At 60.5% G+C, this 25,604-nt stretch carries 24 protein-coding genes; 6 read left to right on the top strand and 18 right to left on the bottom strand.

The window, feature by feature from the left end; genetic code table 11:
- Nucleotides 1–96 precede the first annotated feature (96 nt).
- Nucleotides 97–282, top strand: coding sequence for a PLDc N-terminal domain-containing protein (locus tag A8B82_RS15045; RefSeq protein ID WP_067294081.1), 186 nt, complete (start codon nucleotides 97–99; stop codon nucleotides 280–282).
- A gap of 113 nt (nucleotides 283–395) precedes the next feature.
- Nucleotides 396–1,061 (top strand): hypothetical protein, encoded by a 666-nt coding sequence (locus tag A8B82_RS15040; RefSeq protein ID WP_067294079.1) that lies wholly within the window; start codon nucleotides 396–398, stop codon nucleotides 1,059–1,061.
- 44 nt (nucleotides 1,062–1,105) lie between these two features.
- Here A8B82_RS15040 and A8B82_RS15035 read toward each other — a convergent pair whose 3' ends face one another.
- From A8B82_RS15035 to A8B82_RS15025, 3 genes are all read right to left on the bottom strand, one after another.
- On the bottom strand, nucleotides 1,106–3,394 hold the full coding sequence (locus A8B82_RS15035; protein ID WP_067294078.1) for a glycosyl hydrolase family 28-related protein: 2,289 nt from the start codon (nucleotides 3,392–3,394) through the stop codon (nucleotides 1,106–1,108).
- A 160-nt stretch (nucleotides 3,395–3,554) separates the two neighbouring features.
- Nucleotides 3,555–3,968 carry a DUF4864 domain-containing protein gene (locus A8B82_RS15030; protein ID WP_067294076.1) on the bottom strand — a complete coding sequence of 138 codons (414 nt, stop codon included), beginning with the start codon at nucleotides 3,966–3,968 and terminating at the stop codon, nucleotides 3,555–3,557.
- Between the two features lie 157 nt (nucleotides 3,969–4,125).
- On the bottom strand, nucleotides 4,126–5,706 hold the full coding sequence (locus A8B82_RS15025) for a lysine--tRNA ligase (protein ID WP_067294074.1): 1,581 nt from the start codon (nucleotides 5,704–5,706) through the stop codon (nucleotides 4,126–4,128).
- Nucleotides 5,707–5,822: 116 nt separating this feature from the next.
- Here A8B82_RS15025 and A8B82_RS15020 point away from each other — a divergent pair, with 116 nt between their 5' ends.
- Nucleotides 5,823–6,245, top strand: coding sequence for a tellurite resistance TerB family protein (locus A8B82_RS15020; RefSeq protein WP_067294072.1), 423 nt, complete (start codon nucleotides 5,823–5,825; stop codon nucleotides 6,243–6,245).
- A gap of 15 nt (nucleotides 6,246–6,260) precedes the next feature.
- On the opposite strand, the gene A8B82_RS15015 is transcribed toward A8B82_RS15020, so the two are convergent.
- From A8B82_RS15015 to dacB, 3 genes are read right to left on the bottom strand one after another with little or no spacing between them, the layout of a single operon-like run.
- Entirely contained in the window at nucleotides 6,261–7,115 is an 855-nt protein-coding gene (locus A8B82_RS15015; RefSeq protein WP_067294071.1) for a hypothetical protein, read from the bottom strand.
- Nucleotides 7,108–7,875: a polysaccharide deacetylase family protein gene (locus A8B82_RS15010; protein ID WP_067294069.1), complete on the bottom strand. Its 768-nt coding sequence runs from the start codon at nucleotides 7,873–7,875 to the stop codon at nucleotides 7,108–7,110. Before A8B82_RS15010 ends, A8B82_RS15015 begins: the two co-directional genes overlap by 8 nt.
- A gap of 25 nt (nucleotides 7,876–7,900) precedes the next feature.
- The gene (gene dacB / locus A8B82_RS15005; RefSeq protein ID WP_067294066.1) at nucleotides 7,901–9,397 is read right to left on the bottom strand and encodes a D-alanyl-D-alanine carboxypeptidase/D-alanyl-D-alanine endopeptidase; all 1,497 of its coding nucleotides are present in this window, start codon (nucleotides 9,395–9,397) and stop codon (nucleotides 7,901–7,903) included.
- Nucleotides 9,398–9,483: 86 nt separating this feature from the next.
- Between dacB and A8B82_RS15000 the strand changes: the two genes are divergently transcribed.
- Complete coding sequence (locus tag A8B82_RS15000; protein ID WP_067294062.1) at nucleotides 9,484–10,308, top strand: DMT family transporter; 825 nt, start codon at nucleotides 9,484–9,486, stop codon at nucleotides 10,306–10,308.
- Here the strand turns inward: A8B82_RS15000 and A8B82_RS14995 are convergent.
- From A8B82_RS14995 to A8B82_RS24720, 4 genes are all read right to left on the bottom strand, one after another.
- A complete protein-coding gene (locus A8B82_RS14995) occupies nucleotides 10,291–10,890 on the bottom strand; it encodes a nicotinate-nucleotide adenylyltransferase (RefSeq protein ID WP_082899327.1) in 600 nt (199 codons plus the stop codon). The genes A8B82_RS15000 and A8B82_RS14995 overlap by 18 nt on opposite strands.
- An 82-nt stretch (nucleotides 10,891–10,972) precedes the next feature.
- Nucleotides 10,973–12,490 carry an alanine/glycine:cation symporter family protein gene (locus tag A8B82_RS14990; protein WP_443069345.1) on the bottom strand — a complete coding sequence of 506 codons (1,518 nt, stop codon included), beginning with the start codon at nucleotides 12,488–12,490 and terminating at the stop codon, nucleotides 10,973–10,975.
- A gap of 46 nt (nucleotides 12,491–12,536) precedes the next feature.
- Nucleotides 12,537–12,977, bottom strand: a complete 441-nt coding sequence (locus A8B82_RS14985) for a universal stress protein (RefSeq protein ID WP_067294055.1) — start codon at nucleotides 12,975–12,977, stop codon at nucleotides 12,537–12,539.
- Between the two features lie 671 nt (nucleotides 12,978–13,648).
- Nucleotides 13,649–14,335 (bottom strand): methyl-accepting chemotaxis protein, encoded by a 687-nt coding sequence (locus A8B82_RS24720; protein WP_067294050.1) that lies wholly within the window; start codon nucleotides 14,333–14,335, stop codon nucleotides 13,649–13,651.
- Nucleotides 14,336–14,570: 235 nt separating this feature from the next.
- On the opposite strand from A8B82_RS24720, the gene ettA reads away from it, so the two are divergent.
- A complete protein-coding gene (gene ettA, locus A8B82_RS14975; protein WP_067294047.1) occupies nucleotides 14,571–16,226 on the top strand; it encodes an energy-dependent translational throttle protein EttA in 1,656 nt (551 codons plus the stop codon).
- A 69-nt stretch (nucleotides 16,227–16,295) separates the two neighbouring features.
- On the opposite strand, the gene A8B82_RS14970 is transcribed toward ettA, so the two are convergent.
- Entirely contained in the window at nucleotides 16,296–17,270 is a 975-nt protein-coding gene (locus A8B82_RS14970) for a response regulator (RefSeq protein WP_067294037.1), read from the bottom strand.
- 501 nt (nucleotides 17,271–17,771) lie between these two features.
- On the opposite strand from A8B82_RS14970, the gene A8B82_RS14965 reads away from it, so the two are divergent.
- Nucleotides 17,772–18,323 carry a L,D-transpeptidase gene (locus A8B82_RS14965; RefSeq protein WP_067294032.1) on the top strand — a complete coding sequence of 184 codons (552 nt, stop codon included), beginning with the start codon at nucleotides 17,772–17,774 and terminating at the stop codon, nucleotides 18,321–18,323.
- A 180-nt stretch (nucleotides 18,324–18,503) separates the two neighbouring features.
- On the opposite strand, the gene A8B82_RS14960 is transcribed toward A8B82_RS14965, so the two are convergent.
- From A8B82_RS14960 to A8B82_RS14930, 7 genes are all read right to left on the bottom strand, one after another.
- The gene (locus A8B82_RS14960) at nucleotides 18,504–19,493 is read right to left on the bottom strand and encodes an ABC transporter substrate-binding protein (RefSeq protein ID WP_235604707.1); all 990 of its coding nucleotides are present in this window, start codon (nucleotides 19,491–19,493) and stop codon (nucleotides 18,504–18,506) included.
- Nucleotides 19,494–19,533: 40 nt separating this feature from the next.
- On the bottom strand, nucleotides 19,534–20,373 hold the full coding sequence (locus A8B82_RS14955; protein WP_067294027.1) for an ABC transporter permease: 840 nt from the start codon (nucleotides 20,371–20,373) through the stop codon (nucleotides 19,534–19,536).
- The gene (locus tag A8B82_RS14950) at nucleotides 20,373–21,236 is read right to left on the bottom strand and encodes an ABC transporter permease (protein ID WP_067294024.1); all 864 of its coding nucleotides are present in this window, start codon (nucleotides 21,234–21,236) and stop codon (nucleotides 20,373–20,375) included. The genes A8B82_RS14955 and A8B82_RS14950 overlap by 1 nt, the downstream gene beginning before the upstream one ends.
- Nucleotides 21,237–21,473: 237 nt before the next feature.
- The gene (locus A8B82_RS14945) at nucleotides 21,474–22,280 is read right to left on the bottom strand and encodes an ABC transporter ATP-binding protein (RefSeq protein ID WP_067294022.1); all 807 of its coding nucleotides are present in this window, start codon (nucleotides 22,278–22,280) and stop codon (nucleotides 21,474–21,476) included.
- 16 nt (nucleotides 22,281–22,296) lie between these two features.
- Nucleotides 22,297–23,757, bottom strand: coding sequence for a dihydropyrimidinase (gene hydA, locus A8B82_RS14940; protein ID WP_067294019.1), 1,461 nt, complete (start codon nucleotides 23,755–23,757; stop codon nucleotides 22,297–22,299).
- 73 nt (nucleotides 23,758–23,830) lie between these two features.
- Nucleotides 23,831–24,112: a hypothetical protein gene (locus A8B82_RS14935; protein ID WP_138069779.1), complete on the bottom strand. Its 282-nt coding sequence runs from the start codon at nucleotides 24,110–24,112 to the stop codon at nucleotides 23,831–23,833.
- A gap of 103 nt (nucleotides 24,113–24,215) precedes the next feature.
- Complete coding sequence (locus tag A8B82_RS14930) at nucleotides 24,216–25,466, bottom strand: Zn-dependent hydrolase (protein WP_067294016.1); 1,251 nt, start codon at nucleotides 25,464–25,466, stop codon at nucleotides 24,216–24,218.
- Nucleotides 25,467–25,604: the final 138 nt, after the last annotated feature.

Here is a 25,604-nt window from a genome sequence, read left to right as displayed (position 1 = left end):
TAGCGATAACAATGCGCTGCCGCAAGCTGCGGAACTTTTTCCGATCACGCGGAGTTTATCCAGCAATACAGAATATGTGATCCAAGGAGACAAACAATGGAATATGGCCTATTCGGACTAATCGTCCTGATCGCCGATATCTACGCCATCTACCAGGTGCTGACATCGGGTGTATCGACCCTCGCGAAAATCGTGTGGACCATCGTCATCCTGCTGCTGCCGGTGCTTGGCTTTATCGCTTGGCTGATCTTCGGCCCCCGCGGGAACCGCGCAACGGTCTAAGCACAAAATGATTTGCGGATCAGCCCGGAACATTGTTCCGGGCTTTTTCGTTCCCGCAGTCCCGGTAATTCTTTCTTAATCTGCATTAACCAAGATCGTCGCAGGAGTATGCGATGCCTGTCTTGGTTCTTGTCCTGATCTTTCTCTGCCTGTCCGGCCCTGCGCAGGCAGGCGCCTGGATGAGGGAGACCGGCACCAGCTTCGTTTCATCCACCTTTACGTTAAACAAATCGCTCGATCAAAGCAGCGGAACCTACATCGAGTACGGATGGCGCGACGACCTGACAATCGGTGCCGACCTCAGTTTTGCCAACAGCCATCTCGGTCTTCAATCAGGCGCGGTCACGTTTTTCCTGCGCCGCCCGCTTGGCCGACCCGAGGCCGCGAACAAATGGGCCTATGAAATCGGCGCAGGTACAGCCTGGGTCCAGGACCTGATGCTGCCGCATGTCAAGTTGGGGCTGTCATGGGGCCGGGGCTTTCAGATCGGGCAAAACAACGGATGGATGGGCGTGGATGGCGCGCTTTACTGGGATATCACCACCGGCAGACGCGCGGCCAAGCTGGATGGCACCCTGGGATACAATTTCTCGGAAGTGACGTCAGGGATGTTGCAGGTCTACCTCGCCCAAATTGATCAGCAGACCTATGGCACCTTCGCCCCCTCCATCCTCATAAGGCCGAAGAACCGAAAATTCCGTATTCAAATCGGAACTGAAACCCCGTTCGACGGGGTTTCCGACACGTCGATCAAGCTGGGGCTTTGGCGCGAATTCTGATGGCTGGCCCGGTCCGAATGAACGGACCGGGCCAGCCGCTCCAATCAGCGACTGTCCATGCGGACCGTCACCTGGACCCGCCCGCGCAGCGCGGTCGACCAATTCAATCGTATCTGGTCGCGGTTCCCGCCAATGGCGACATCGGCATAGGGCGTCTCCCACTGGCGCACGTTGTTGCCATTGCGCAGGGCCCCTTGCGGCAACACGCTTTCGACCTTCAACGCCTCGCCGCCAAACGGCAGATAGTCGGACATATCAATGGTCCAAATGTCAGATGCCGTATTTTGAAAGAACTCCACCTTGGCCGGGCTTTCGACCTGATGGGTCACCGCATGAAACGAATTCTCGGTAAAGACCACGTTCTTGCACCTTGAAAGATCGAGATCGGCAAAGGTGGTATCAACCCGCTCCGCCCGGTCGATGGTGCCGTTCAGGCTGCGAAACCGGTTCCCGGTGATCGACACGCCGCTCAGGAAATGCCCCGCCCCATGCGGCTTGACCACAATATAGCTGAACCAGGGTGCCACCTCGCCGGACAGAAAGATATTGTCGGTGATGCTGAGCGCGCTGAACGAGAATTCAGAGCTGAACCCCGGTGCCGGGTCCTGTTCGTTGGTCCATTCAACAAAGCAATTGTCCACATAATTGCCCGAAAAAATTGAACTGACATGGGTATTGGCCAGAATGATACCTGCCGACCGCACCCCGTTGTTCACCTCGTCACCCTGAAAAAAATGGTTTCCCGTGATGATGCTGTTGGCCCCGCCCAGCAATCCGAAATGGCGCAACCGGGTGGCACGGTTGTCCCGCAGCTTCACATCATTGGCATTGGCGTTGAACCCGATGGTCGTGCGCTGCGACACCGGAATCGCATCTTCCGACGACAGGAACTGGCAACGGTCGATCAACATGCCCTGACAGCCCCCGCCAATGGACGTGATCCCGCGGTCCGCCGGGCGCGTGATAAAGCAGTCGCGCACGTGAAACGCCGTGCCCGACAGGGCCAGCATGATCGCGGATGACCGATTGTTGCACTGGAATTCGATGTCAGCCAGCACGAACTTGCTCAGCAGGCTGAAACCGCTGAAATCCAGCATGTACTGAAACTTGCGAAAGGTGAAATTCTGCGTGCCGGAGGCATCGTAAAGTGGCGCGTTCAATTCGATCTGCCCGGTCGCCACGTTCTTGGACCGCACATAGATCTCGCGGCCCACCCCGTTTCCCTCCACCAGGGCACCAACTGGGATGTTGGCGATGTTCGTGACATTGGTCAGTCGCTTGTTGTTGTTGGTGTTATAGGTGGCTTGCGAGGTCACAACTTCTGTGTCCCAGGCATTGCTGCTTGCCGCCTCCAACTGGCCATTCCGGATCACCCGGCGCGTCGCATAGGAGTTCTGGCCCGGCACCGTCGCCTGCATGTCAATCGGGCCTGTGATGTTCACCTTGCGCCCGCCCAGATCCAGCGTGTCGTGATCCGCATTGTTCAGCAGGGCCTGAAAGGCCTTGCGAAAGGCCAGTTCCTCATCCTCGAATGCTTCGATATAATTCGGCAGGTCAAAGTTGCGGCGCAGCACCAGAATGGCGCTGGTCGGCATGCTCACCTTGCCTTCGAATTTCACATTGCTGTCGATCGTCACGCTGGAATTCAGCCTATACGTGCCAGCCGGCACAAATACGGTTCGCCCGTCCGCCGCCGCATTGGCCGCATCGAAAGCGGCGCTGTCATCGGTTGTCCCGTCACCAACAGCGCCGAAATCCACCACGTCCACCTGGCTCAGCATGTCGCGCAGGAAAACCGACGTCACGTCCACGATCTCGATGTCATCGACCCGGATGATCCCGCCGTTCGGTCCAATCAGGTCAATCCCGAAATGCCCGTAGATCGGCTCTGTCCCCCAGACCAGATCGACCCCGCCACGATCACCCGCCCCAACGATGGCCGACACCTCGACCACCTCGCCATAGGTCGTCAGCGTGACGTAGGGCACAAACCCCGCGACATTGTTCACAAGAGACCCGTTCGCCCGCGCCGCATAACCGGCAATGCGCACCGACGGCAGATTGCCACTGATCGCTTTCACCCTTGCCCTGATCTGCAGATAGCACCCCGGCAACAGGGGCGTCTCGCCCATAAATCGCAGTTTTTGCGTGTTTGCCGTCTTCAGCAGTTCCAGCGCACCCCCGAAATCCTGATCCGCAGGCACAAAGGCCCCGTTGGCCGAGCCTTCATAGGTGTCCGAACCCGGCGTCCCATCGCCGCTCGACCAGACATCCAGACCTTGCGCAAACGGGGTCGGCATCAGCACCACGCCATCGGTAATCGCCTTGTTCATCAAATATCCCTTTCTCCGGCAGCACCACGGCACCCACGCCGCCAGAACGCCGTCTGGTTGATCTCAGACCCGGCGATTGCCGGTCTGCGAGAAAGGAAATATCAATGAAGTCTTAAGCAGCGCTGAGACCAGCGCACGGTCAATGGCGCAACGCCTGCTGTCAGGCCGTCGCCCCCGGCGCATCCAGGATCTGCACGGCGCCGATGCGCCAGCCCATATCCGTCTGTTCCATCTTGTAATCCAGAATATGGGTAAAGCCCTTGGCATCGGTGATCTGCACCTTCTGCCACATCGCACCGCCCCTCTCGCGCAGTTCCAGATAGCGCACTTCGGCAGGGCGCCAGACCATCGGATAGCCCTGTGTCACCATGCGCTGGAAATTCTGCGGCGACTGGAACAATTGCTGCAAACTCGGCGTGGCATAGGTAAATGCCGTCGCGAAATCATCCGCCTTGAAGGCTTCGAACTGGCTGTCGATCGTGCCCTCGATCTCGGTGGATTGCGCGGCAGCCCCGGTGACGGACATCACCGCCAGCATCAGCGCCCCGAATATCCTCAAAAACCCTGTCCGCATGATCACTCTCCTGTTGGCTGTGTGACTACAGCGTTTCGGGAAAAACCTGAAACATCGCTTTTTCGCGTTCGACCGAAGGAAGAGGCCGCGAACAAGTGATCCAGGTATATCCCGAAACGCATCAATGGTAAGTCACGGCATCAACAGGACAAGAGTTTCAGCCCGCCGTCAGTTTGCCCGCCAGCGCCTCGTCGATCAGATCGGCGGTTTCCGTCACTCCATAAAGCGCGATGAACCCGCCAAAACGCGGCCCCTGCGAGGCCCCCAACAGCACCTCATAAAGCGCCGTGAACCAGTCGCGCAGCGGCTCGAACCGCTCTTTCCCGACGGCAAAGACCATGCTCTGAAGCGCTTCGGCATCCAGCCCGCCATCCCAGGACCGCAGGTTGTCGCGCAGCTCTTCCAGGGCCTCGCGCTCCAGGTCGGTCGGGGCGCGGAACACCTTGTGCGGCTTTACGAAATCGTTGAAATACCGCACCGCATGGCCCGCAGCCGCATCCATGCCGGGGTTCTTCTCGGGCGAGGCATCAGGCGCATACCGCTGGATAAAGCCCCACAACTGCCCCTTGTCCTCGGCTGAAGACACCGATGCGAGGTTCAACAGCATCGAGAACGGCACAACCATGTCCGACTGGGGCACATCGCCCCCGTGGATGTGCCAGACCGGGTTATTCGCCCGCCCCTTGGCATCCTGCGTCTCATAGGCCCGCAACTGCTGGTGATATTCATCCACCGCCTTCGGGATCACATCGAAATGCATCCGCTTGGCGGTCTTCGGCTTGAGAAACATGAAATACGCCAGCGATTCCGTGCTCGCATAGGTCAGCCATTGGTCAATCGAGATACCATTGCCGGAGGATTTGGAAATCTTCTGCCCATTCTCGTCCAGGAACAACTCATAGCTGAAATGCTCCGGCTTCCTGCCACCAAGGATCTCACAAATCCTGTCATAGATCGCGGTGTTGGTGGCATGTTCCTTGCCGTACATCTCAAAATCCACGTCCAGCGCCGCCCAGCGTGCGCCGAAATCGGGCTTCCACTGCAATTTCACGTTGCCGCCTGTGACCGGCAGGGTCATTTCCTCGCCCTCTTCGGTGTCAAAGGTGATTGTGCCCTCCTTGGCATTCACCTCGCGGATCGGCACGTACAACACCCGCCCCGTCTCCGGGTGGATCGGCAGAAAGATCGAATAGGTCTGACGCCGCTCCTCGCGCAGCGATTTCAGCATCACGGCCATGATCTCGTCATACCGCTCCGCCGCGCGCAGCAAAATCTCGTCGAACCGGCCCGACCGGTAGTACTCCCGCGCGGAATAGAATTCATACTCGAACCCGAAGGTATCCAGGAACCGCCGCAGCATTGCGTTGTTATGATGGCCAAAGCTCTCATGGGTGCCGAAAGGGTCCGGCACCGAGGTCAGCGGCTTGTGCATGTGCTCGGCCAGCATCTCCTGCTGCGGCACATTGCCCGGCACCTTGCGCATCCCGTCCAGATCGTCGGAAAAGCAGACCAGTTTGGTCGGAATGTCCGAAATCTCCTCGAACGCGCGTTTGATCATCGTGGTCCGCAGCACCTCGCCGAAGGTCCCGATATGCGGCAGGCCAGAGGGGCCATAGCCCGTCTCGAACAGCACGAAACCCTTTTCCGGCGGCTTGTTCTGATAGCGTTTGAGCACCCGACGCGCTTCTTCAAAGGGCCAGGCCTTGCTGTTCATCGCGGCGTCACGCATTTCAGACATTACATTTTCCATCATTGGCACCCGCGCGCCCATTGCACGCAGATCAGACCGCTACCTATTGCGCCGGGCGGACCGGGTCAATAATCTGTGCCCAACACAGTATCAAAGGAAGTTCCATGCCTGACGATCCCTCCCTGTCGCTCAGCGCGCAGGACTGTCTTGTCGCGATGATGGTCGCCGTTTCCGCCTCCGACGAACACATCCGAACCACCGAACTGATCAAGATTCAATCGTCGGTCAACATGCTGCCGATCTTCGCGGATTACGACAACGACCGGCTCAGCACCATCAGCAAGACCGTCTTCGACCTCTTCGAACAGGAAGACGGGCTTGATGCGCTGTTCGGCCTGATCCGCGAGGCCCTGCCCGAACGCCTGTACGAGACCGCCTATGCGTTGGCCTGCGACGTCGCCGCCGCCGACGGCAAGCTTGAGGAAGCCGAACTGCGCCTGCTCGAAGAAATCCGTTACGAGTTGAACATTGACCGCCTGCATGCCGCTGCCATCGAACGCGGCGCGCGCGCGCGTCACCTCAGTTGACGGCACTAGCGGAACTTAGTGAATCTTGATGTTCAGCAGCACGCATTCCGAATAGAGCATGTCGATCTCGGACGGGTGCAGCAGCCCCTTCTGACAGAACCGGGGCGTCGCAAAGGCGCGCACATCGTCGCAGGCGATCCCCTCCGCCGCAAACCTGCGGTCCAGTGACAGGATCGCCTCCCGCGCGGGCAGGACCGACGCCGCAATCTGCGCCGCGTGCCGCGCAAACAGCGGCTGGTCGGCCAGATACATGATCTCATGCGTGACATATTCATCGTGCTTTTTCTGCGGATAAACCACCATCACACACAAGCCGTCCGGCGTTTCCACCGCCAGATGCCGCAGGCGCAGCCCCTGATGATCCCCGATGATCCGCCGGTCCTTCGCCGTCAGCCTGTCGCCCAGCGCCAGCGGGTCCTCATGTACCTTGAACTTTGGCATCTGCGACGGATGCCAGACCAGCCGCTCCCGGTCCAGCACCTCCAGCCCCGCGCGCTCCAGCACGCTGACCGCCGCCTTGGCGCTGGAAAAGTTGGTGACCGTCACCTCCGGGTCAGAGGTGGCTAGCGCCATCATCTTGCCGCCAACCCCCTGTCCCCGCAGGTCTTTCAGCACATACCACGATGTCATGTCCGCTGTGGTCCGGATGCCTTCGGCTGTGATCCGCTCCGCATAGACCAGCCCCAGAACGCCCATCAGCCGCCCCTTGTCGCGCACCGTGATGGCATATCGCCCCTCCGGCCCGCACCAGCGCCCGGCCACCAACCGGCGCCACCCGTCGATGTCCCACTTGGCCTTCACAAAAACCGCGTTCATGAACTGCGCAACTTCCTCGCGCTCCGCCGGCGCGGCATAGGCAATCTCAACCAAGTTCGGCTCCTTTTACGACCTGAGGCAGCGCGATCCAGTTGGTCGCACCATCGAATGTCAGCCGCTCCAACAGCGCGGCGCTGAAATCCCAGGTTGGTTCATCGGTTTGCAGATGATGGGTGACAAAGCCTGTCGGCTCGTCCTTTTCGGCCGCGCCCAGACGGCGCTGGCGCAGGTGCTGCACCGCCTGCTCCAGCGTCTTTTCCGTTCCGGCAAAACGCGCGCCCTCTTTCCAGCGGATCGGGTCGATATGGCCGTTGAAATGCGGCAGCCCCACCGGTTGTTCTGGCCGCCGGTCAAAGACCGACACCGCGCGATACCCCAGGCGCGGCAGAGCCATCAGCGTCTTGTCCGCAATCCGGTTCCAGGGCGGGACAAAAACAGGCAGAAGGTTTGGCAATTCCGCCGCCACCATCCGCTGCCATCCGTTCCTCAGATCCGTCTCCTGCAAGGCGATGTCGCGATTCACCCCGACCTCAGACGCGCGCGCGCCCTTCGGCTCGTGGTTCTTGTGCGCAAAACCGTGCTGCAAGGCATAAACCGAAGGCGACGCGCGCAGGCGCGGCGCGAGGCCGGGATCAATCGCATGGGGCACCACCGCAAGATGCAGCGGGGCCGAAAACCGCTCGGCCAGCGCGATCAGCTGGTCCAGATCGGTGGTCGGCGCTTCGGTATCGTCATCCCGCCACCAGAAGCTGGGCACTTCGCCCACCGCGTGCCAAAGGCGTAATTCTTGGTCCAGATCGGCCCAGCTTGCCATGGAAATCTCCTTCAGACCCCATGGGTCAGCTTGCGTAGAGCACGCCCCAGCGTTCAATCAATCCCTGCTGCACGCGTTTTGCACGGGTGTTCCAGCCCCGCGCGCCCGGTGGCCTTTCCCGCTCTTCGCGGCTGATCTTGGCACGCTCTTCACGATTGGCCGCGAAAATGGCAAAGGCCATCACGGTGCCATCCGTGGCCGTCAGATATCCCGCCAGCCCGGACACGAAATTCAGCGTTCCGGTCTTGGCATCCACCACGATCGGATGATCCTTCATCGGGCGTCCCTCCGCATCGCGCATGCCAAAGCGTTTCAGGATCGGGCGCAGGTCGCTGCCCTGCACCTTGACCAAGGCCCGCGCCATATCCAGCGCCGTAATCGTGCTGTCGTCGCCCAGGCCCGAATGATCCACCAGCTTGGGTGCCGTCATGCCCAGTTCCGCCACCGCCCAACGGTTCATGGCGGCGGCCGAGGCGCGCAGGTTTTCCGCCGGTTCGTTGCGGGCCAGCGTCGCGGACATGCCGACCATTTCCGCCGTCAGATTGGTGGAATATTTCAACATGTCGCGCAGAATGCCACGCAATGGCGCGCTGCGCCGGGTCACCAGCGTTTCGGCCTGCGTCGGCAATGTGCCAACCACCTCGGGGGGGTCCAGCCTGATGCCATGGGACCGCGCCATCGTGGAAAACACATCGCCCGCATAAAGCCCCGGCCTGCGCACCGGCAGCCAGCGCGACCCACCGCCCCCCAGCGCCCCGCGCGCCACGGTCCAGCTATCTGTACCGCCGCGATCCTCGTAGGTATAAACCGGCATGCTGCGGTCCCGAACCTGCATTGCCGCCATGACCACCGCCGGACGATATTTGTCGGACCGCGCATCCATGGTCACCGAATAGCTGCCGCTCGCCCGTTTCCATTCGAAATGCACCCGGTTGTAATTCAGCGCAATCCCAGACACCGCCGGGTTATAGCCCACATGATCGGGTTGCTCGGGGTCGATCTGGCGCATCACCGGCAGCGCGGCTTCATAGATCTTGAAGCCGCCCTTGACCGCCCGCACCCCCGCAGCCTTCAGGTCAGCGGCCATATCGGCAAGCCCGTTGGTATCCAGCGTCGGATCGCCGCCGCCAACCAGCCACAGATCGCCCTGCACTTCGCCATCCTTGATACCGCCGGTGGCGCAGAGCCGGGTCTGAAACCGATGCTCCGGCCCCAAGGCGTCCAGCGCATATAGCGCCGTGACAGCCTTGGCGACGCTGGCAGGCGGCGTCCCTTCCTGTTCGTTGCGACATTCCAGCCAGGCCCCAGTATCGGCCCGCGCCACGGCAAAGGCCACATCGCCGGTCAGGTTCGCTTCGCGAATGATGGCTTCCACATCGGCCACCGCGCGTTTGTGGAAATCCTCCCCCCGCAACACGGGGCGGAGGGAAGACGTCGGCGGCTCGGCCATAGCGCCCCTGGGCATGGACCCAAAGGCCGCAATCGAACCCAGAAAAAAACGACGTGAAAAAAGCTTGCCCATGGGCCCGGTTAAACCGCACCTCGCGATCTTCCACAAGCAGTCTCGTTTCACATTTTACCTGCCGCGATTGCGTGCTAGCAGGGCTGATGCAACGCGCCGTTCTGATCATGTTTGTCGCCATGTCCCTGATCCCCGGCGGGGACAGCGCCGGAAAGATGCTCAGCAGCAACCTCGGCGTTTCCCCGCTCTTTGTCGCATGGTCCCGCTTTGCCCTCGGCATCCTGATTTTGCTGCCCTTTCTGCCAAACGGCAGCGATGCGCTGCTGCGCAACTGGCGTATCTGGGTGCGGGCAGCCGTTCTGGCCACGGGCATCTCCTGCATCCAGATGGCGCTGCAAACCGTCGACATCGCCACCGTCTTTGCCGCCTTCTTTATCGGACCGCTTGTCAGCTACGTTCTGGCAGTGATCTTCCTGCGTGAAACCGTCACACCGCTGCGCAGTGTCCTGACGGTGCTGGGTTTTGTCGGCGTGCTGCTGGTGGTCCGTCCCGGTCCGGGCGGAGAATTGGGCGTGCTCTGGGCCGTGGCCGCCGGAACCTGCTACGGCACCTTCCTGACCATGTCGCGCTGGTTGTCCGGATTGGGCACCCCGATGGCGCTGACCTTTACCCAGATGGTGATTGCCGGACTTATGCTGCTGCCGCTCGGGCTGCTCAACATGCCGACCATGACCCTGCCCATCGCAGGGCTGACCCTGGCCTCGGCCATCTGCTCCATGCTGGGCAACCTGCTGCTGCTTTTTGCCTATCGCATTGCACCCGCCACCCGGCTGGCACCGCTGGTCTATTTCCAGTTGATCGCGGCTGTCCTTCTGGGCTGGATCATTTTTGGCGACCTGCCAGACAGCTATACCTGGGCCGGGCTGGCGCTGATCACCGGCGCGGGGCTCGCCTCAACCCGACTGCGCTGACCAGCCACCGCGCGCCCGGATTGCGGTGGATGACGCATCGTTCATCGGCACGTTGATGAAACACCAGGCCGGGGGATCGGCCAGCGCCAGAAGATGGCTGAACCGCCCCGGAATCCTGTATGGCGCATAGAGACCTGCCGCCCGGCTCATCCGCGCCGAAATGCGCTGTCCGGGGCGGGCCAGTACGCCAATCGGCACGGTCTCCATGATCTCGCGCCAGTCCTGCCACTGATGCAACTGCGCCATGTTGTCCGCCCCCATCAGCCAGACAAAGCGCACATTCGGATAAAGCCGTCGCAACCTGGCCAGCGTCTGCGCCGTATAGCGCGTGCCCAGCTGGCTCTCGATGTCGGTAACCTCGACGCGGGGGTGCTGCATGACCGCGCGGGCATGTGCCATCCGCTTGTCCAGCGGCTCTGGCCCTCGGCTCTTGAGCGGGTTGCCGGGGCTGACCAACCACCACACCCGATCCAGACCAAACCGCTTGAGCGCCTCGGTGGTGATATGCGCATGACCCGCATGCGCCGGGTCGAACGACCCGCCAAGCAGGCCGATCACCTGACCGGCTGCGGCATATGGCATGGTATGGCGCAACAAAATCGGCCCCCGAATTTCTTCAGGGGCCGAAAGGAAGGGCTTTGCGCCCCATTGTCAATCCATCAGCTTACTTGTGCTTGACGAACTCGCCCGCGCGCAGGCGCGCAACATAGCTGTTCAGCTCGCGCTTCACGATCGGCATCAGGAAATACAGCGCAATGATGTTCACGATCGCCATGGAGAACAGCATCGCATCCGAGAAGTCGATCACCGGACCCAGGCTTGCGGCCGCACCGATCACGATGAACAGGCAGAAGATGATCTTGAAGATCAGTTCCTTGGTCTCCCCTTCACCGAACAGGTAGGTCCAGGCTTTCAGCCCGTAGTAGGACCAGCTGATCATGGTAGAGAAGGCAAAGAGCACCACCGCCACCATCAACAGGACCGGGAACCACGAGAACGCCTTGGCATAGGCAGCCGAGGTCAGGGCAACACCGCTGACATCACCTTCGGTTGCGATCCGGCCTGCCTCTGCATTCCAGATGTAGAGACCGGTCTCGGGATCGACGTTCATCACGCCGCTGATCACGATCACCAAAGCTGTCATCGTACAGATCACAACCGTGTCGATGAAGGGTTCCAGCAGGGCAACATATCCTTCGGTCACCGGCTCCTTTGTCCGCACCGCAGAGTGGGCGATGGGCGCTGACCCGATACCCGCCTCGTTGGAGAACGCGGCACGACGGAAACCCTGGATCAGCGCGCCGGTAAACCCGCCGACAACACCCAGGCCGGTAAAGGCACCCATGAAGATCTGGCCAAAGGCCCAGCCGATCTGATCGAAGTTGATCAGCAGGATCAGGATCGACACCAGCACATAGAAGACACCCATGAACGGCACGACCTTTTCCGTGACCCGCGCGATGGATTTCAGACCGCCCGCAATCACCGCAAAGGTGACGCCCGCCAGGATCACACCGGTGATCCAGCCCGGAAAGTCACCAAACACACCGGCAATCTGCGCATGCGCCTGATTGGCCTGGAACATATTGCCCCCGCCCAGCGCGCCCAGAATGGTGAAGATGCTGAACACCACCGCCATGAAACCACCCAGCGGCAGTCCACGTTCCTTGAAACCCTTGACGATATAATACATCGGGCCGCCTGAAACGCTGCCGTCCGGGTATTCGTTGCGGTATTTCACACCCAGCGTACATTCGGTGAACTTGGTCGCCATGCCGAACAGGCCCGCAACCACCATCCAGAAGGTCGCACCCGGCCCCCCGATGCTGACCGCAACCGCGACACCCGCGATGTTGCCCAGGCCCACGGTGCCCGAAAGCGCCGTTGCCAACGCCTGGAAATGGCTGACCTCGCCCGCGTCGTTGGGGTCGGAATAGTCACCCTTCACCAGCCTGATGGAATGGGCAAAGCCCTTGAACTGGATGGCCCCGAAATAGACCGTGAACACCACGGCACCGACAACCAGCCAGAGGGCGATCCAGGAAAAGGTTGTGCCCGGCAGGGGGGCAAAGATAAAGGAAACATACCAGCCGGTATAATCCGCGAAAATCTGGTTGATCTTCTGATCAAGCCCCACGGCTTCCTGTGCGGCGGCAAGGCCGGGCAGGACAGAGGCAATCATGGTCAGTAGTACTGCATATAGTCTGTGCATTTGGAATACCTCTGCTTCAGGGAATGATTGTGACCGGGACGCTCGCCGAGGCGACCAACCGCCCCGTGACGCCACCAAACAGCCGCTCTTTCAGACCGCGCGCACCGACGCGGCCCACGACAATCTGGCTTGCACCCTCGGATTTGGCGATATCTTCCAGGATGTCAGCCGCATCGCCGTGCTTGACGACACCCGTCACGTCAAATCCGTCGGCCTTGGCCTGTGCGACTGCGGGGTCGATGACCCGTTCATGTGCCAGCTTCAATTCTTCCTCGCGGCGCTTGTGGCGCTGCTCGTTTTCCTCGGGTGTCTGAAATGAAAAAGGCGACCATTCGATCACGTAGCAGATCGTGATTGAGCAATCCCCGATCATTTCGGCTCTGCTTTTGGCGAAAGCCAGCGCGCGTTGGCCAGCCTCCGACCCGTCCAGACCCACAACGATTGCGGTTTTTGACATGAGATGTTCCCTGTTGTCCCTGTGCCTTTGCATCGACGGAAAGACCCGTCCAGACATCGGCACCACTTCAATTCCCTACGTAAGGCGGACATCGACCGACCCTCGCAGGTTAACAAAAGCGTAACAGAGAATTAAAATTCACATCGACTTAAAAAGATCAGTTTCCAGTAAAAATGCCCGAATTCGCCCGAATTCACAGCCGAAAACGCCAATTTTGCTTGGGAAATGCCGTATTGACTGGTCGAAGCGACCGCGCAGATATTCTCGCATCAGTAGAATCGCCCCATGTCATCAGCCAAGTTGCCCAGCTATGGCATGGCGCATTGGCTTGATCCGATACACAGGGTAACTTGCCAGTCTCTCAGGTGCGGCGTCTCGCAATCTTGGCTGAAAGTCGCAGGTGTTGACCCAAATGGGACCGTTTCAGCGTGTCGCGTTTGCCTTGAGCCACCGATTTCCGACTAACCCTTTGAAATATATTGATTTAGGTAGCGCCAGATGAGTCAGGTATAACGTGAAGTGCCTGAGCCTGATTTGTGACAAGGTCGGTCGTCCGGGTCGAAACTGCCGTTTATCGCGTCGCGGCTGTCCTATTCAAAAGTTCAAAACCACCTGACTTTCAAAGAAGGCAGCAACGCCCCGGCAGGCAGACCTGGGTCATCAAACCGACATCAGTCGATTTGCCCGGTGGGAATGGCGTCCTTCGCCAGGTTGCCGACTGATTGCCTGCCGGATTCCACCACGTTCTCGATTTCCAGCGTGATTTCCTTGGCCTGGTTTGAAAGGGCCCTGATCTCCATCGCAACAACGCCGAACCCCCGCCCCATGTCGCCGGCCCTGGCCGCTTCGATAGAGGCATTGACCGACAATAGATTGGTCTGCTGTGCGATCGTATTGATACCGGTGGTCAACCTGTCAATCTGGTCCAGCAAGTCGCGCATCACTTCGACGGCCGCGGTCGTCTTGCGATGCTGTTCGGTCACATCGGTCAGGAACGCGGTATATTGCTTCGCGCCTTCGGCGGTCACGGTCTGGCGCAGCGACAGCCGCGCATAGGCGGTGGTGTTGTCCTTGCAATGGATAGGCACTTCTCGGCTGGTGCCGACGATGCGGTCCTGCCCGGTCTTGCGGTGACGGTCGACAAAACTGTCATGGTTTGTCCGCATGTCAGGGGGCAGCAGCATCTTGACGTTCTTGCCAATCACCTCGGCCCTGCGATACCCCCACAGCCGCTCCGCCGCGCCATTGAACGCAGAGATATTATTGCTGCCATCAATCATAACGACCGCGTCGATCGCATTTTCATGCGTGTCGCCCGGCTGGCTGGCCTGCGCATCGTCATTCCGCGAATCGAGCATCAGCAGTTCCTTTCACCTGCAAGCTACCGCCGCAATTCTGAATAATTCGTTTCCGGGGCAGCGCCTGCGCAGGAAAAAACGGTGCCGCCGAACCGGCGCATCGCCTCCCGCCCCCGTACCGGCCGCAGTCACCGGCATTTCCCGCGCAGCCGCCCACCTTTCAGGACTGCGTTGATCTTGGCCCATGGCCGCGATATTGCGGGGCGAAACCTCATTGACCAGACAGGAATCCGCAATGGCCGCCTATCAGTTTGTCTATCACATGTCCGGCGTCTCCAAGGCCTATCCGGGCGGGAAAAAGCTTTTTGAAAACATCCACCTGAACTTCCTGCCGGGCGTCAAGATCGGCGTCGTCGGCGTGAACGGCGCGGGTAAATCCACCCTGCTCAAGATCATGGCGGGCATGGACAAGGATTTCACCGGAGAGGCCTGGTCCGCCGAAGGCGCGCGTGTCGGCTATCTCCCGCAGGAGCCCAAGCTGGACCCGACCAAGACCGTGCGTGAAAACGTGATGGAAGGTGTCGCCGCGAAAAAGGCCATCCTTGATCGTTATAACGAGCTGGCGATGAACTATTCGGACGAGACCGCCGACGAGATGGCCAAACTGCAGGACGACATCGACGCGCAGGACCTGTGGGACCTCGACAGCCAGATCGACGTCAGCATGGAAGCCCTGCGCTGCCCCCCCGACGACGCCGATGTGGCATCCCTTTCTGGCGGTGAGGCGCGCCGTGTCGCCCTGTGCAAGCTGCTGCTCGAAGCGCCCGACATGCTGCTGCTCGACGAACCGACCAACCACCTCGACGCGGAAACCATCGCCTGGCTGCAACAGCACCTGATCGACTACAAGGGCACGATCCTGATTGTCACCCACGACCGCTATTTCCTGGATGACATCACCGGCTGGATTCTCGAACTGGATCGCGGCCGCGGCGTGCCCTACGAGGGCAACTACTCCGACTGGCTGGAGCAGAAGGCAAAGCGGCTGAGCCAGGAAGCCCGCGAGGACAAGTCCAAGCAGAAGACGCTGGAGCGCGAGTTGGAATGGATGCGCCAGGGTGCCAAGGCACGGCAGGCCAAATCGAAGGCCCGGATCAACGCCTATAACGAGATGGCCGAAACATCCGAGCGCGAAAAACTCTCCCGCGCGCAGATCGTCATTCCCAACGGCCCGCGCCTTGGCTCCAAGGTGATCGAGGTTGCGGGGCTGAAAAAGCACATGGGGGACAAGCTGCTGGTCGAAGGGCTGGATTTCTCCCTGCCCCCTGGTGGCATTGTCGGGGTCATCGGCCCCAACGGCGCGGGTAAATCCACGCTGTTCAAGATGCTTACGGGTCAGGAAAAGCCCGATGCGGGCTCAATTGAATACGGTGAAACCGTGGATCTGTCCTATGTGGACCAGTCACGCGACGACCTGAAACCCGACGATACCGTCTGGCAGGCGATCACCGGCGGGGCCGAGCTGATCAAGCTGGGCGATGCCGAGGTCAACTCCCGCGCCTATTGCTCGTCGTTCAACTTCAAGGGCGGCGACCAGCAGAAAAAGGTCGGCCTCCTGTCGGGCGGTGAGCGCAACCGCGTCCACATGGCACGCCTGCTGAAAGAAGGCGGCAACGTGCTGCTGCTTGACGAACCGACCAACGACCTTGACGTCGAAACCCTGCGCGCGCTCGAAGACGCGCTGGTCGATTTCGCGGGCTGCGCCGTGGTCATTTCCCACGACCGTTTCTTCCTTGACCGGATCTGCACGCATATTCTGGCCTTCGAAGGCGAGGCGCATGTGGAATGGTTCGAGGGCAACTTCGAAGACTACGAAGAAGACAAGAAACGCCGCCTGGGCGCGGATGCGCTGGAACCCAAGCGGTTGAAGCACAAGAAGTTCGTACGTTGAATTTTGCGTAGCAAATTCAACGGGTGCCACTGGAAAGGGCCGTTTTGATCAACGGCCCTTCCGCCCCCCTTACGAGGCGCGGGAAACCTTGGCTTCCAGCTTGTTGAACAGGTTGTCTTCCTGCTCTTCCTGGACACCGCGCAGCAGATCGACATTCGCCCTCTTCGAGCGCAGCATGTCGCTGGCCGACACCCCCGACCACAGCCGCTGATCCGAAAGTGTCGTCAGCCGGATCGCCGGCGGCATCGGCGTGCCACTGGTCTGCACGTCCCAGTCCGACGACAGCGCCGCATTGATCTGGGTCAGGACAGCGTCACGATCAAACCTCTCGCGTCCCATCAGAACCCCCATGAAACGCCCCGACCCGGTGTAGGCCAGCCGCGATGTACGATGCTTGAGCGCCTCGACAGTCGCCCCCGCGACGGCCTCAAGGTGGTAACGGAACGCCGCCGGACTGACCGCACGGTGAATCCCCCGCAACCCCATCACATCTATGGAAAACAAGGTCATCGCATAGCACCCTTCGGGCATCCGCAGCATGGTGTTTTCCAACTCCAGCAGGTTTGTCACCTCCGGGATGCTCAGCTTGACGGCTTCATCGAACCTCAGCTTCATCTTGGCGGTCAGATCGGCCAGCGTATGCCGCGCGTCACGTTCGCGGTGAAGGCTGTCATTCAGCATCCCCGCCGAAACGATACGTGCGCTCAGTTCCACGCCGTCCAGCGGCTTGGAGATAAAGTCAGTGGCCCCGGCATAGAAAGCGCGTTCCATCAGGTCCGCCTCTCGGCTGGCGGTGATCATGATGATCGGCGCAGTGCGATAGGCCGCCGTCTGGCGGATGGTATCGCAGAGTTCGATCCCGTCGATCCCCGGCAACATCACGTCCAGCAGAAAACACTCAAAAGGGGCAATCGGACCTTTCAGCAATTTCAGAGCGTCTTCGCCCGTCTTGCATGTGGTCAGCTCATATCCCCGGCTATCGGCCAATGCCCGTTCAAGCAGGTCGAGAATCACCGGATCATCGTCAACGGCCAAAATACGCATGCATCATCCTCAAGGTTCGTCGGTTGCGAGCGGCACCGGATTGTTCATTCCATGGCCCCAGCAAAAAGTGCCGGTGGATCGCGGGCGTTTTTGCGACAGGATTAAGACAATTTTAAGATTAGCGACTGCTTTGTGCCAATCTGGGCAACAGTGTGACTCTCTCGCGGCTCAAACGAGCCTTCATTCCACCTTTATGCCAAAAATCACCTTTAAATCATCTATTTAAGTCGAAAACATGCCGGAGGGCCGAATGCCCATCCCAATCGAACCGACTGGTTGTGAATCATGCGCTATTGATTTTCCAGGCTGGCACAGCGTCCCATGCCCGCTCATGGGAACTCCACGCAAATTGCTGCGTTTCCTCCCCGGACCGAAAAGGCTCAGCAGCTTTTCCGGCCTTTGTGCAACAACGGTCAGATTTTTTCCGGCTGTCTACTTGTCATCAAGACAAACGCTCTGGAAAATAGCTCATCTGCCAACCTCATTTACATGGAGCATTATATGCGCCGCCGTACCTTTATCGCCAGTTCCTTGGTTGCCGCCGCCCTGCCACACGCCCTGAGCGCCCAGGCCGGTGCATATGACCCGACCCCGCAGGAGGTGTCGATCAAGCGACAGTACCAGCCCGGTCAACTGCTGATCCTGCCGCGCAGCCATTACCTGTATTTCGTCACATCCCCCGGTCGCGCGATCCGTTACGGTGTCGGCGTCGGGAAGGCCGGTCTGGAATTCACCGGCACCGCGACCATCGACGTCAAGAAAGAATGGCCCACATGGCGCCCCACCGACGAGATGATCGAACGTGACCCACAGGCCTATGGCCGCTTCAAAGGCAACACCGACGCGCAGCCCGGTGGCCCCAGCAATCCGCTGGGCGCACGCGCGCTCTACCTGTTCCAGAACGGCAGGGACACATACTTCCGCATCCACGGCACAACCCAGCCGAACTCCATCGGGCGCTCCGTGTCCAACGGCTGCATCCGGATGCTGAACGAACACGTCAAGGATCTCTACCAACGCGTGCCACTCGGCACAGTGGTGACCGTGCTCTGACAGAGAGTACATCCAGAATGGAAAGGGGCCGGTACGATGTACCGGCCTTTTTTATGCCATTGCTCAAAGTGCACGGCTTTCGAAGAATGCGCCTCGCCCGGCGCAAGCTGCACCTGCCACATTCAACAAAAAGGCCGGCACGCGCCCGTACCGGCCCTTCGTCTTGATATCGCCGTCGGATCAGTTCAGCGCTTCGTCCGTGATTGCGTGGGTCCAGGCGCCCTCTGGCTCCTTGGTGATCGCGGGGTTTTCCTCGCTCACTGCGGACAGCAGCGTCTTGACCGTCTGCGCATAATCCGCCTCGTCCAGGGTGCCGTTGCTGCCGGCTGTCAGCTTGGCCACTTCGCCAACCATGTAAAGCTGGTGATCCAGCTCCTGCGCGCCTGAGGCATCGTTTTCAACAACGATCTCGGCGGCTTCTTCCTGGTTCTCTTCGGCGTATTTCCACCCCTTCATCGAGGCACGGACAAAGCGGACCATCTTGTCCTTGAACGCCGGGTCCTCCAGCTCGTCCTCCAGCACATAAAGCCCGTCTTCCAACATGCCGAACCCCATGTCGAGGTAGTTGAAGGTGACCAGTTCTTCCGGTGTGATCCCGGCCTGCAGGATCTGGCGGTACTCGTTGTAGGTCATGGTGGAAATGCAATCCGCCTGCCCCTGGATCAGAGGATCGGCAGAGAACGCCTGCTTCAGCACCGTTACCCCGTTGTCGTCCGCCCCGTCGGTTTCCAGACCCAGCGACGCCATCCAGGCATAGAATGGATATTCGTTGCCAAAGAACCAGACACCCATCGTGCGCCCGGCGAAATCATCGGTGCTTTCCACGCCGGTGGATTTCAGACAGTTGACCTGCAGCCCGCCGGTCTTGAAAGGTTGCGCGATGTTGACCAGCGGCACGCCCCGTTCCCGCGCGGCCAGACCCGCCGCCATCCAGGTCACGATCACATCGGCACCACCGCCGACGATCACCTGCTCGGGCGCGATATCCGGGCCACCGGGCTTGATCGTGACGTTCAGCCCCTCTTCCTCGTAGAACCCTTTGTCCTTGGCCACGTAGTAGCCCGCAAACTGCGCCTGCGTGACCCATTTCAGTTGCAGGGTCACATCATCCGCCGCCTGCGCCAGCGTGCCCCAGAGGCCCAGCGCCGCACCGGCTGCAATCTTGGTCATGTTTTTCATCTTTTTTACTCCCGTTGGTTGGTCTTCTTGGTTAATTACGCTGGCTCGGATGCCAGAAGGTCACGCGTTGTTCGGCAAGCGCCATCAGCCCGTAAAAGGCCGATCCGGCCAGCGCCGCGACAAATATCTCTGCCCATACGAGGTCCAGCGTCAACTGCCCCACGGATGTGGAGATGCGAAAGCCCATCCCGACAATGGGCGAGCCGAAAAATTCAGCAACGATCGCGCCGATCAGTGCCAGTGTGGTCCCGATCTTGAGACCGTTGAAAATGAATGGCATGGCCGAGGGCAACCGCAGCTTCAGCAAGGTGCGCCAATAGCCTGCCGCATAGGTGCGCATCAGGTCCTTCTGCATGGCATCCGCCGCCTGCAACCCCTGCACCGTGTTCACCAGCATCGGAAAGAACACCATGACCACAACCACCGCCGCCTTGGACTGCCAGTCAAAGCCGAACCACATCACCAGGATCGGTGCCATGCCGATCACCGGCAGCGCCGCGACGAAGTTCCCCACGGGCAACAGGCCCCGCTGCAGGAACGGGAACCTGTCGACCGCCACCGCAATCACAAAGGCCGCACCGCAGCCGATCACATAGCCCGACAGCGCCCCTTTCAGCACGGTCTGGGCAAAATCCGCCCAAAGCAGATCCGCCGATGTCCCGATCCGCGCGGCAATGGCTGTGGGGGCGGGCAGCAGAACCTGGTTGATCTCGAACCCGCGCACCATGCCTTCCCAGACCGCCAGCAGCGTGACGCCAAAGATGACCGGCGCGGCCAGCGACGACCACCAGGTCACCGGCTGCCGGGCCAGCCAGACATTCAACAGCCATCCCAGCGCCCAGGCGGCAGCGGCAAAGAAAATCCAACCCATCAGCCCATCCCCATCCGGCGCAACATGACGCGTTGCAACACCCCGATGATGCCCACAAGGCAGGCCGCCAGCACCGCCGCCATCACCAAGGCCGACCAGATCTGCACCGTCTGCCCGTAATAGCTGCCCGCCAGCAACCGCGCGCCAAGACCGGCCACGGCCCCGGTCGGCAATTCACCCACAATCGCCCCCACAAGGGAGGCCGCCATCGCGATCTTCAACGAGGTAAAGAGATAGGGCATCGAGGATGGCAAGCGCAGCTTCCAGAAGGTCTGCCCCTTGCTGGCATGCCAGGTCCTCATCTGGTCCAACTGCATCGCCTCAGGGCTGCGCAGCCCCTTCACCATGCCGACAACAACCGGGAAGAACGACAGATACATGCTGATCATCGCCTTGGGCAGCAAGCCGGAAATGCCAACAGCATTCAGCACCACGATGATCATCGGCGCAATCGCAAGAATGGGGATCGTCTGGCTTGCGATCACCCAGGGCATGACCGACATGTCCATGGTCCTGTTGTAGACGATCCCGACCGCCAGCAAAATGCCCAGCCCGGTGCCCAGCACGAAGCCCAGCAAGGTGGCACTCAGCGTGACGCCGGAATGATAGATCAGCGACCGTTTCGAAGTCACGGCCTTCTGTGCCGTTGTCTCCCAGACCTCCTTCACCACCTGGTGCGGTGCCGGCAGTTTCGGCTTTTTCTGTGACCAGGTATCGGCGACCACCTGCGAGAATGACAATGTCTCGCCCGCCCGCTGCGCCTTGTTATAGGCCCAGGGCGCATTCAGCCAGACCGCCGCCGCATACCAGAAAACCAGCAGGAACCCGACAACGGTCAACACAGGCACGACAGAACGCCTCATGCGACACCCCCCGCTTCATTGTTCCTCAAATACACCAGCGCCCCGGCCAGCCGCAGATGATGTCTTTTGTGTATTTTAAGAACAATGAAAGGATTTTGTCGTGTTCTGCATCGGCGGTACAGGCTGGTGAGCCGATGGCCGTGAACGATGAAGGGGGACCTCGCCTCCCCACCCAAACGGCGGAGCGGACCCGGAACGTCGCACCAATTCGCGGCGGACCGGGCCGCTTGACCGCGCTCACACATCGCCATGCCCCGCCCGCAACCCTTCCCGCACCCGGTGCGCCACTTCCAGAAATTCCGGCGACTCCCGAATGTCCAGCGGCCGCTCGCGTGGCAGCGGGCTGTCGATCACATCGGTGATCCGGCCAGGGCGCGGTGACATCACCACGATCTTGGTGCTCAGATAGACCGCTTCGGGAATCGAATGGGTGACAAAGGCAATCGTCTTGCCGGTCCGATCCCAGAGCTTCAGCAATTGTTCGTTCAGATGGTCGCGCACGATCTCGTCCAGCGCGCCAAAGGGCTCGTCCATCAGCAGGATATCCGCGTCGAACCCCAGCGCCCGCGCAATGCTGGCCCGCTGCTGCATGCCACCCGACAATTGCCAGGGGAATTTCTTTTCAAACCCGCTCAATTCCACCAGGTCCAACACACGCGCCACGCGCTCATCCTGCTCGGCCTTGGGAATGCCCATGATCTCCAGCGGCAGGCGGATGTTGCCGCCAATCGTCCGCCAGGGATAAAGCCCCGCCGCCTGGAAAACATAGCCATAGGCCCGCGCCTGCCGCGCCTCCTCCGGTGTCATGCCGTTCACGGTGACCGTGCCACCCGTGGGCTGTTCCAGGTCGGCCATGACCCGCAGAAACGTCGTCTTGCCACAGCCCGAGGGGCCAATGAAGGAGACAAAATCGCCTTTAGCGATGTCCAGGCTGACCCCTTTCAGGGCATGGATTGGCCCGTCATTGGTCTGGAACGTCAAATCGAGGTTCTGTGCGGAAATGACAGGCTCCGCTGGAGCGGAACCTGGATTTTCGAGAGGCATCGCTGAACCCACGTTGTCAAATCCCCGCCGGAATGTTCAGCGGATCGCGCTTGATCATCTTCGGGCTGGTCAGCGCCTTCCACTTCGACAGCGCCACATTGGCGCTGGGGAAGGCAGGGCGCGGAATGAACTTGCCGCGTCCCGGCTGCGGCTGGCTGTTCTGTCCCCAGGCCCAGATCACCTCGCCCCGGCTCAGCGTATAGCGGCTGTTCGCCGTCACCTCGAACCCCTCAAAGACGTTGTAGTCGAGCACCGAGTGATGGTTCGCAGGTGAAATCGTCTTGGTGATCTTCGGATCCCACACCACGATATCCGCATCCGCCCCTTCCACAATCGCCCCCTTGCGCGGGTAGATGTTGAGGATCTTGGCCACATTGGTCGAGGTCGCGGCGACAAATTCGTTCGGCGTCAGACGCCCGGTCTCCACCCCTTCGGTCCAGAGCACGCTCAGACGTTCCTCCAGCCCGTTCGACCCGTTGGGAATGATCCTGAAATCATCCTTGCCCGCGCGCTTCTGCGCGGTGGAAAAGGCGGCATGGTCCGTCGCCACCACCTGCAGCGACCCGGCCTGCAACCCCGCCCAAAGACTGTCCTGATGATCCTTGCTGCGGAACGGCGGCGACATGACCCGCCGCGCGGCATGGTCCCAATCCTTGTTGAAATACTCGCTCTCGTCCAGCGTCAGGAACTGGATCAACGGCTCGCCATAGACCCGCATCCCCTTTTGCCGCGCCCGGCGGATCGCCTCATGGGTCTGTTCGCAGGACACATGCACGATATAAAGCGGCACCCCGGCGGTATCCGCAATGGTGATCGCCCGGTTCGCGGCCTCCCCCTCCAGCTCCGGCGGGCGGGAATAGGCGTGCCCCTCCGGCCCGGTGATCCCCAGATCGAAATACTTCTGCTGCAGCTCCGCCACCAGATCGCCATTCTCCGCATGGACCATCGGCAGCGCGCCCAGCTCAGCACAGCGTTTGAAGGAGGCGAACATTTCGTCGTCCTCGATCATCAGCGCGCCCTTGTAGGCCATGAAGTGCTTGAAGGAATTGACGCCCATCTCCACGGCGTCCTTCATCTCGTTGAATACGTTCTCGTCCCAGCCGGTGATCGCCATGTGATAGCCAACGTCGGAACAGATCTGCGGCGCCGACTTGCGGTGCCATTCGTTGATTGCATTCCTGATGCTGCCATTCGCGCCCGGCAGGCAGAAATCGACAATCATCGTGGTCCCGCCACAGGCCGCAGCCCAGGTGCCGCTTTCAAAAGTCTCGGCGGCAGTGGTGCCCATGAACGGCATCTCAAGATGGGTATGCGGGTCAATCCCGCCAGGGATGACATAGGCCCCCTCGGCGTCGATATATTCGTCGCCCGTCAGATCCTCGCCAATGCGGACGATCTTCTCGCCCTCGATCAGCACATCCGCCTTCCAGGTCCGATCCGCCGTGCAGACCGTGCCGCCTTTGATCACCTTGCTCATCACATCTCTCCCGTCTTTTACTCTTTTTGGCCTTCAATATTCCCGGGGGGTCCGGGGGGCAGCGCCCCCCGGCTCAGACCGATCCGAAACACCCCAGCGCTGGCCCGTGAACGCCGATATCCAGCGGCCCGAAATCGCTTTCCACACAGAGCGAGAAATATCCCGCCCTGGGCAGATAAACGACCCGGTAGGTGCCATCGCCGCGGCTGACCGACCAGCACCGCTGAGTGATCCCGCCCGAAAAGTTTACCGTTACTTCACGCGGTGCGCGCCTAGTCCGTTCAAAATCCCGTGCCGTGCGCCGTGTCACACGGTCGGTACTGGTCAGCGCCTCTGCCACTTCGGTGTCCAGCAATCTGTCGATCCTCCGAGGTATTGAAAGCCCCTTTGCAATCATGCGCAACACCGGAATTTTCGAAAATTCCGGCCCGATTTTTTCGAAAAAATCGGCACCTGCCTCACCCGACGACCTCCGCTGTCTCCACCACCGCATGCAACAGCACATCGGCGCCGGCCATCGCCCAATCCTTCGATATCTCTTCCGCCTCGTTATGGCTCAGCCCATCCACGCAGGGGCACATCACCATCGCCGTGGGGGCGACCCGGTTGATCCAGCAGGCATCATGCCCCGCGCCGGAAATCAGGTTCATGTGGCTGTACCCCAGACGCTCCGCCGCTGACCGCACCGCCGCCACGCAGCCCTCGTCAAAGGCCACCGGATCAAACCCGCCGACCTTCTCAAAGGCGATCTCCAATTCCATGTCATCGGCAATCTTCTGCCCCTCGACCCGCAACCGCGCCTCCATGTCCTCGATCACGCTCAACTCGGGCGACCGGAAATCAACCGTAAAGACCACCTTGCCCGGTATCACGTTGCGCGAATTCGGATAGACGTCGATATGCCCCGCCGCCCCGACCGCATGCGGCTTGTGCGACCAGGCGATCTCGTCCACCTTCTCCAGGATCCGCGCCATGCCCAGCCCCGCATTGCGGCGCATCGGCATCGGGGTGGAGCCTGTATGGCTGTCCTTGCCCGTGACCGTCACCTGGGTCCAGCTCAGCCCCTGACCATGGGTGACCACACCGATATCCTTGCCCTCGATTTCCAGGATCGGGCCCTGCTCGATGTGCAGTTCAAAGAAAGCATGCATCTTCCGCGCCCCGACCTCTTCCTCTCCACGCCAGCCGATCCGCTTCAGCTCGTCGCCAAAGGCCTTGCCCGCCGCATCGACGCGCGCATAGGCCCAGTCCTGCGTGTGAATGCCCGCGAACACCCCCGACGACAGCATCGCAGGGGCATAGCGCGTGCCTTCCTCATTGGTGAAATTGGTCACAACAATCGGATGCTTCGTCTTGATCCCCAGATCGTTCAGCGTGCGCAAAATCTCCAGCCCGGCCAGAACCCCCAGCACACCGTCATATTTGCCACCCGTCGGCTGCGTGTCGAGGTGCGAGCCGACATAGACCGGCAGCGCATCGGGGTCCGTCCCCTCGCGGCGGGCGAACATATTGCCCATCTGGTCCAGCCCCATGGTACAGCCCGCATCCTCGCACCATGTCTGAAACAGCGCGCGGCCCTCGGCATCCTCGTCGGTCAGGGTCTGACGGTTGTTTCCCCCCGCGACCCCAGGCCCGATCTTTGCCATCTCCATCAGGCTGTCCCACAGGCGGTCCGGGTTGATCTTCAGGTTCTCACCGGGTGCAGGCATCTGCTGGCTCCTCGATTGGCTGGCGGAATAAATTTTACCATTTGGTAAAGGCACGATTGCGATTAGACTGGCATCTGTCAAGAACTGCTTTTAGCATCACACGGACCCATCGGGGCGACTGCCTCATTTCTCAGCACC

The sequence above is a fragment of the Sulfitobacter sp. EhC04 genome (genome assembly GCF_001650875.1).
Taxonomy (GTDB): Bacteria; Pseudomonadota; Alphaproteobacteria; order Rhodobacterales; family Rhodobacteraceae; genus Sulfitobacter.
This window is presented reverse-complemented; position numbering and strand designations above follow the sequence as displayed.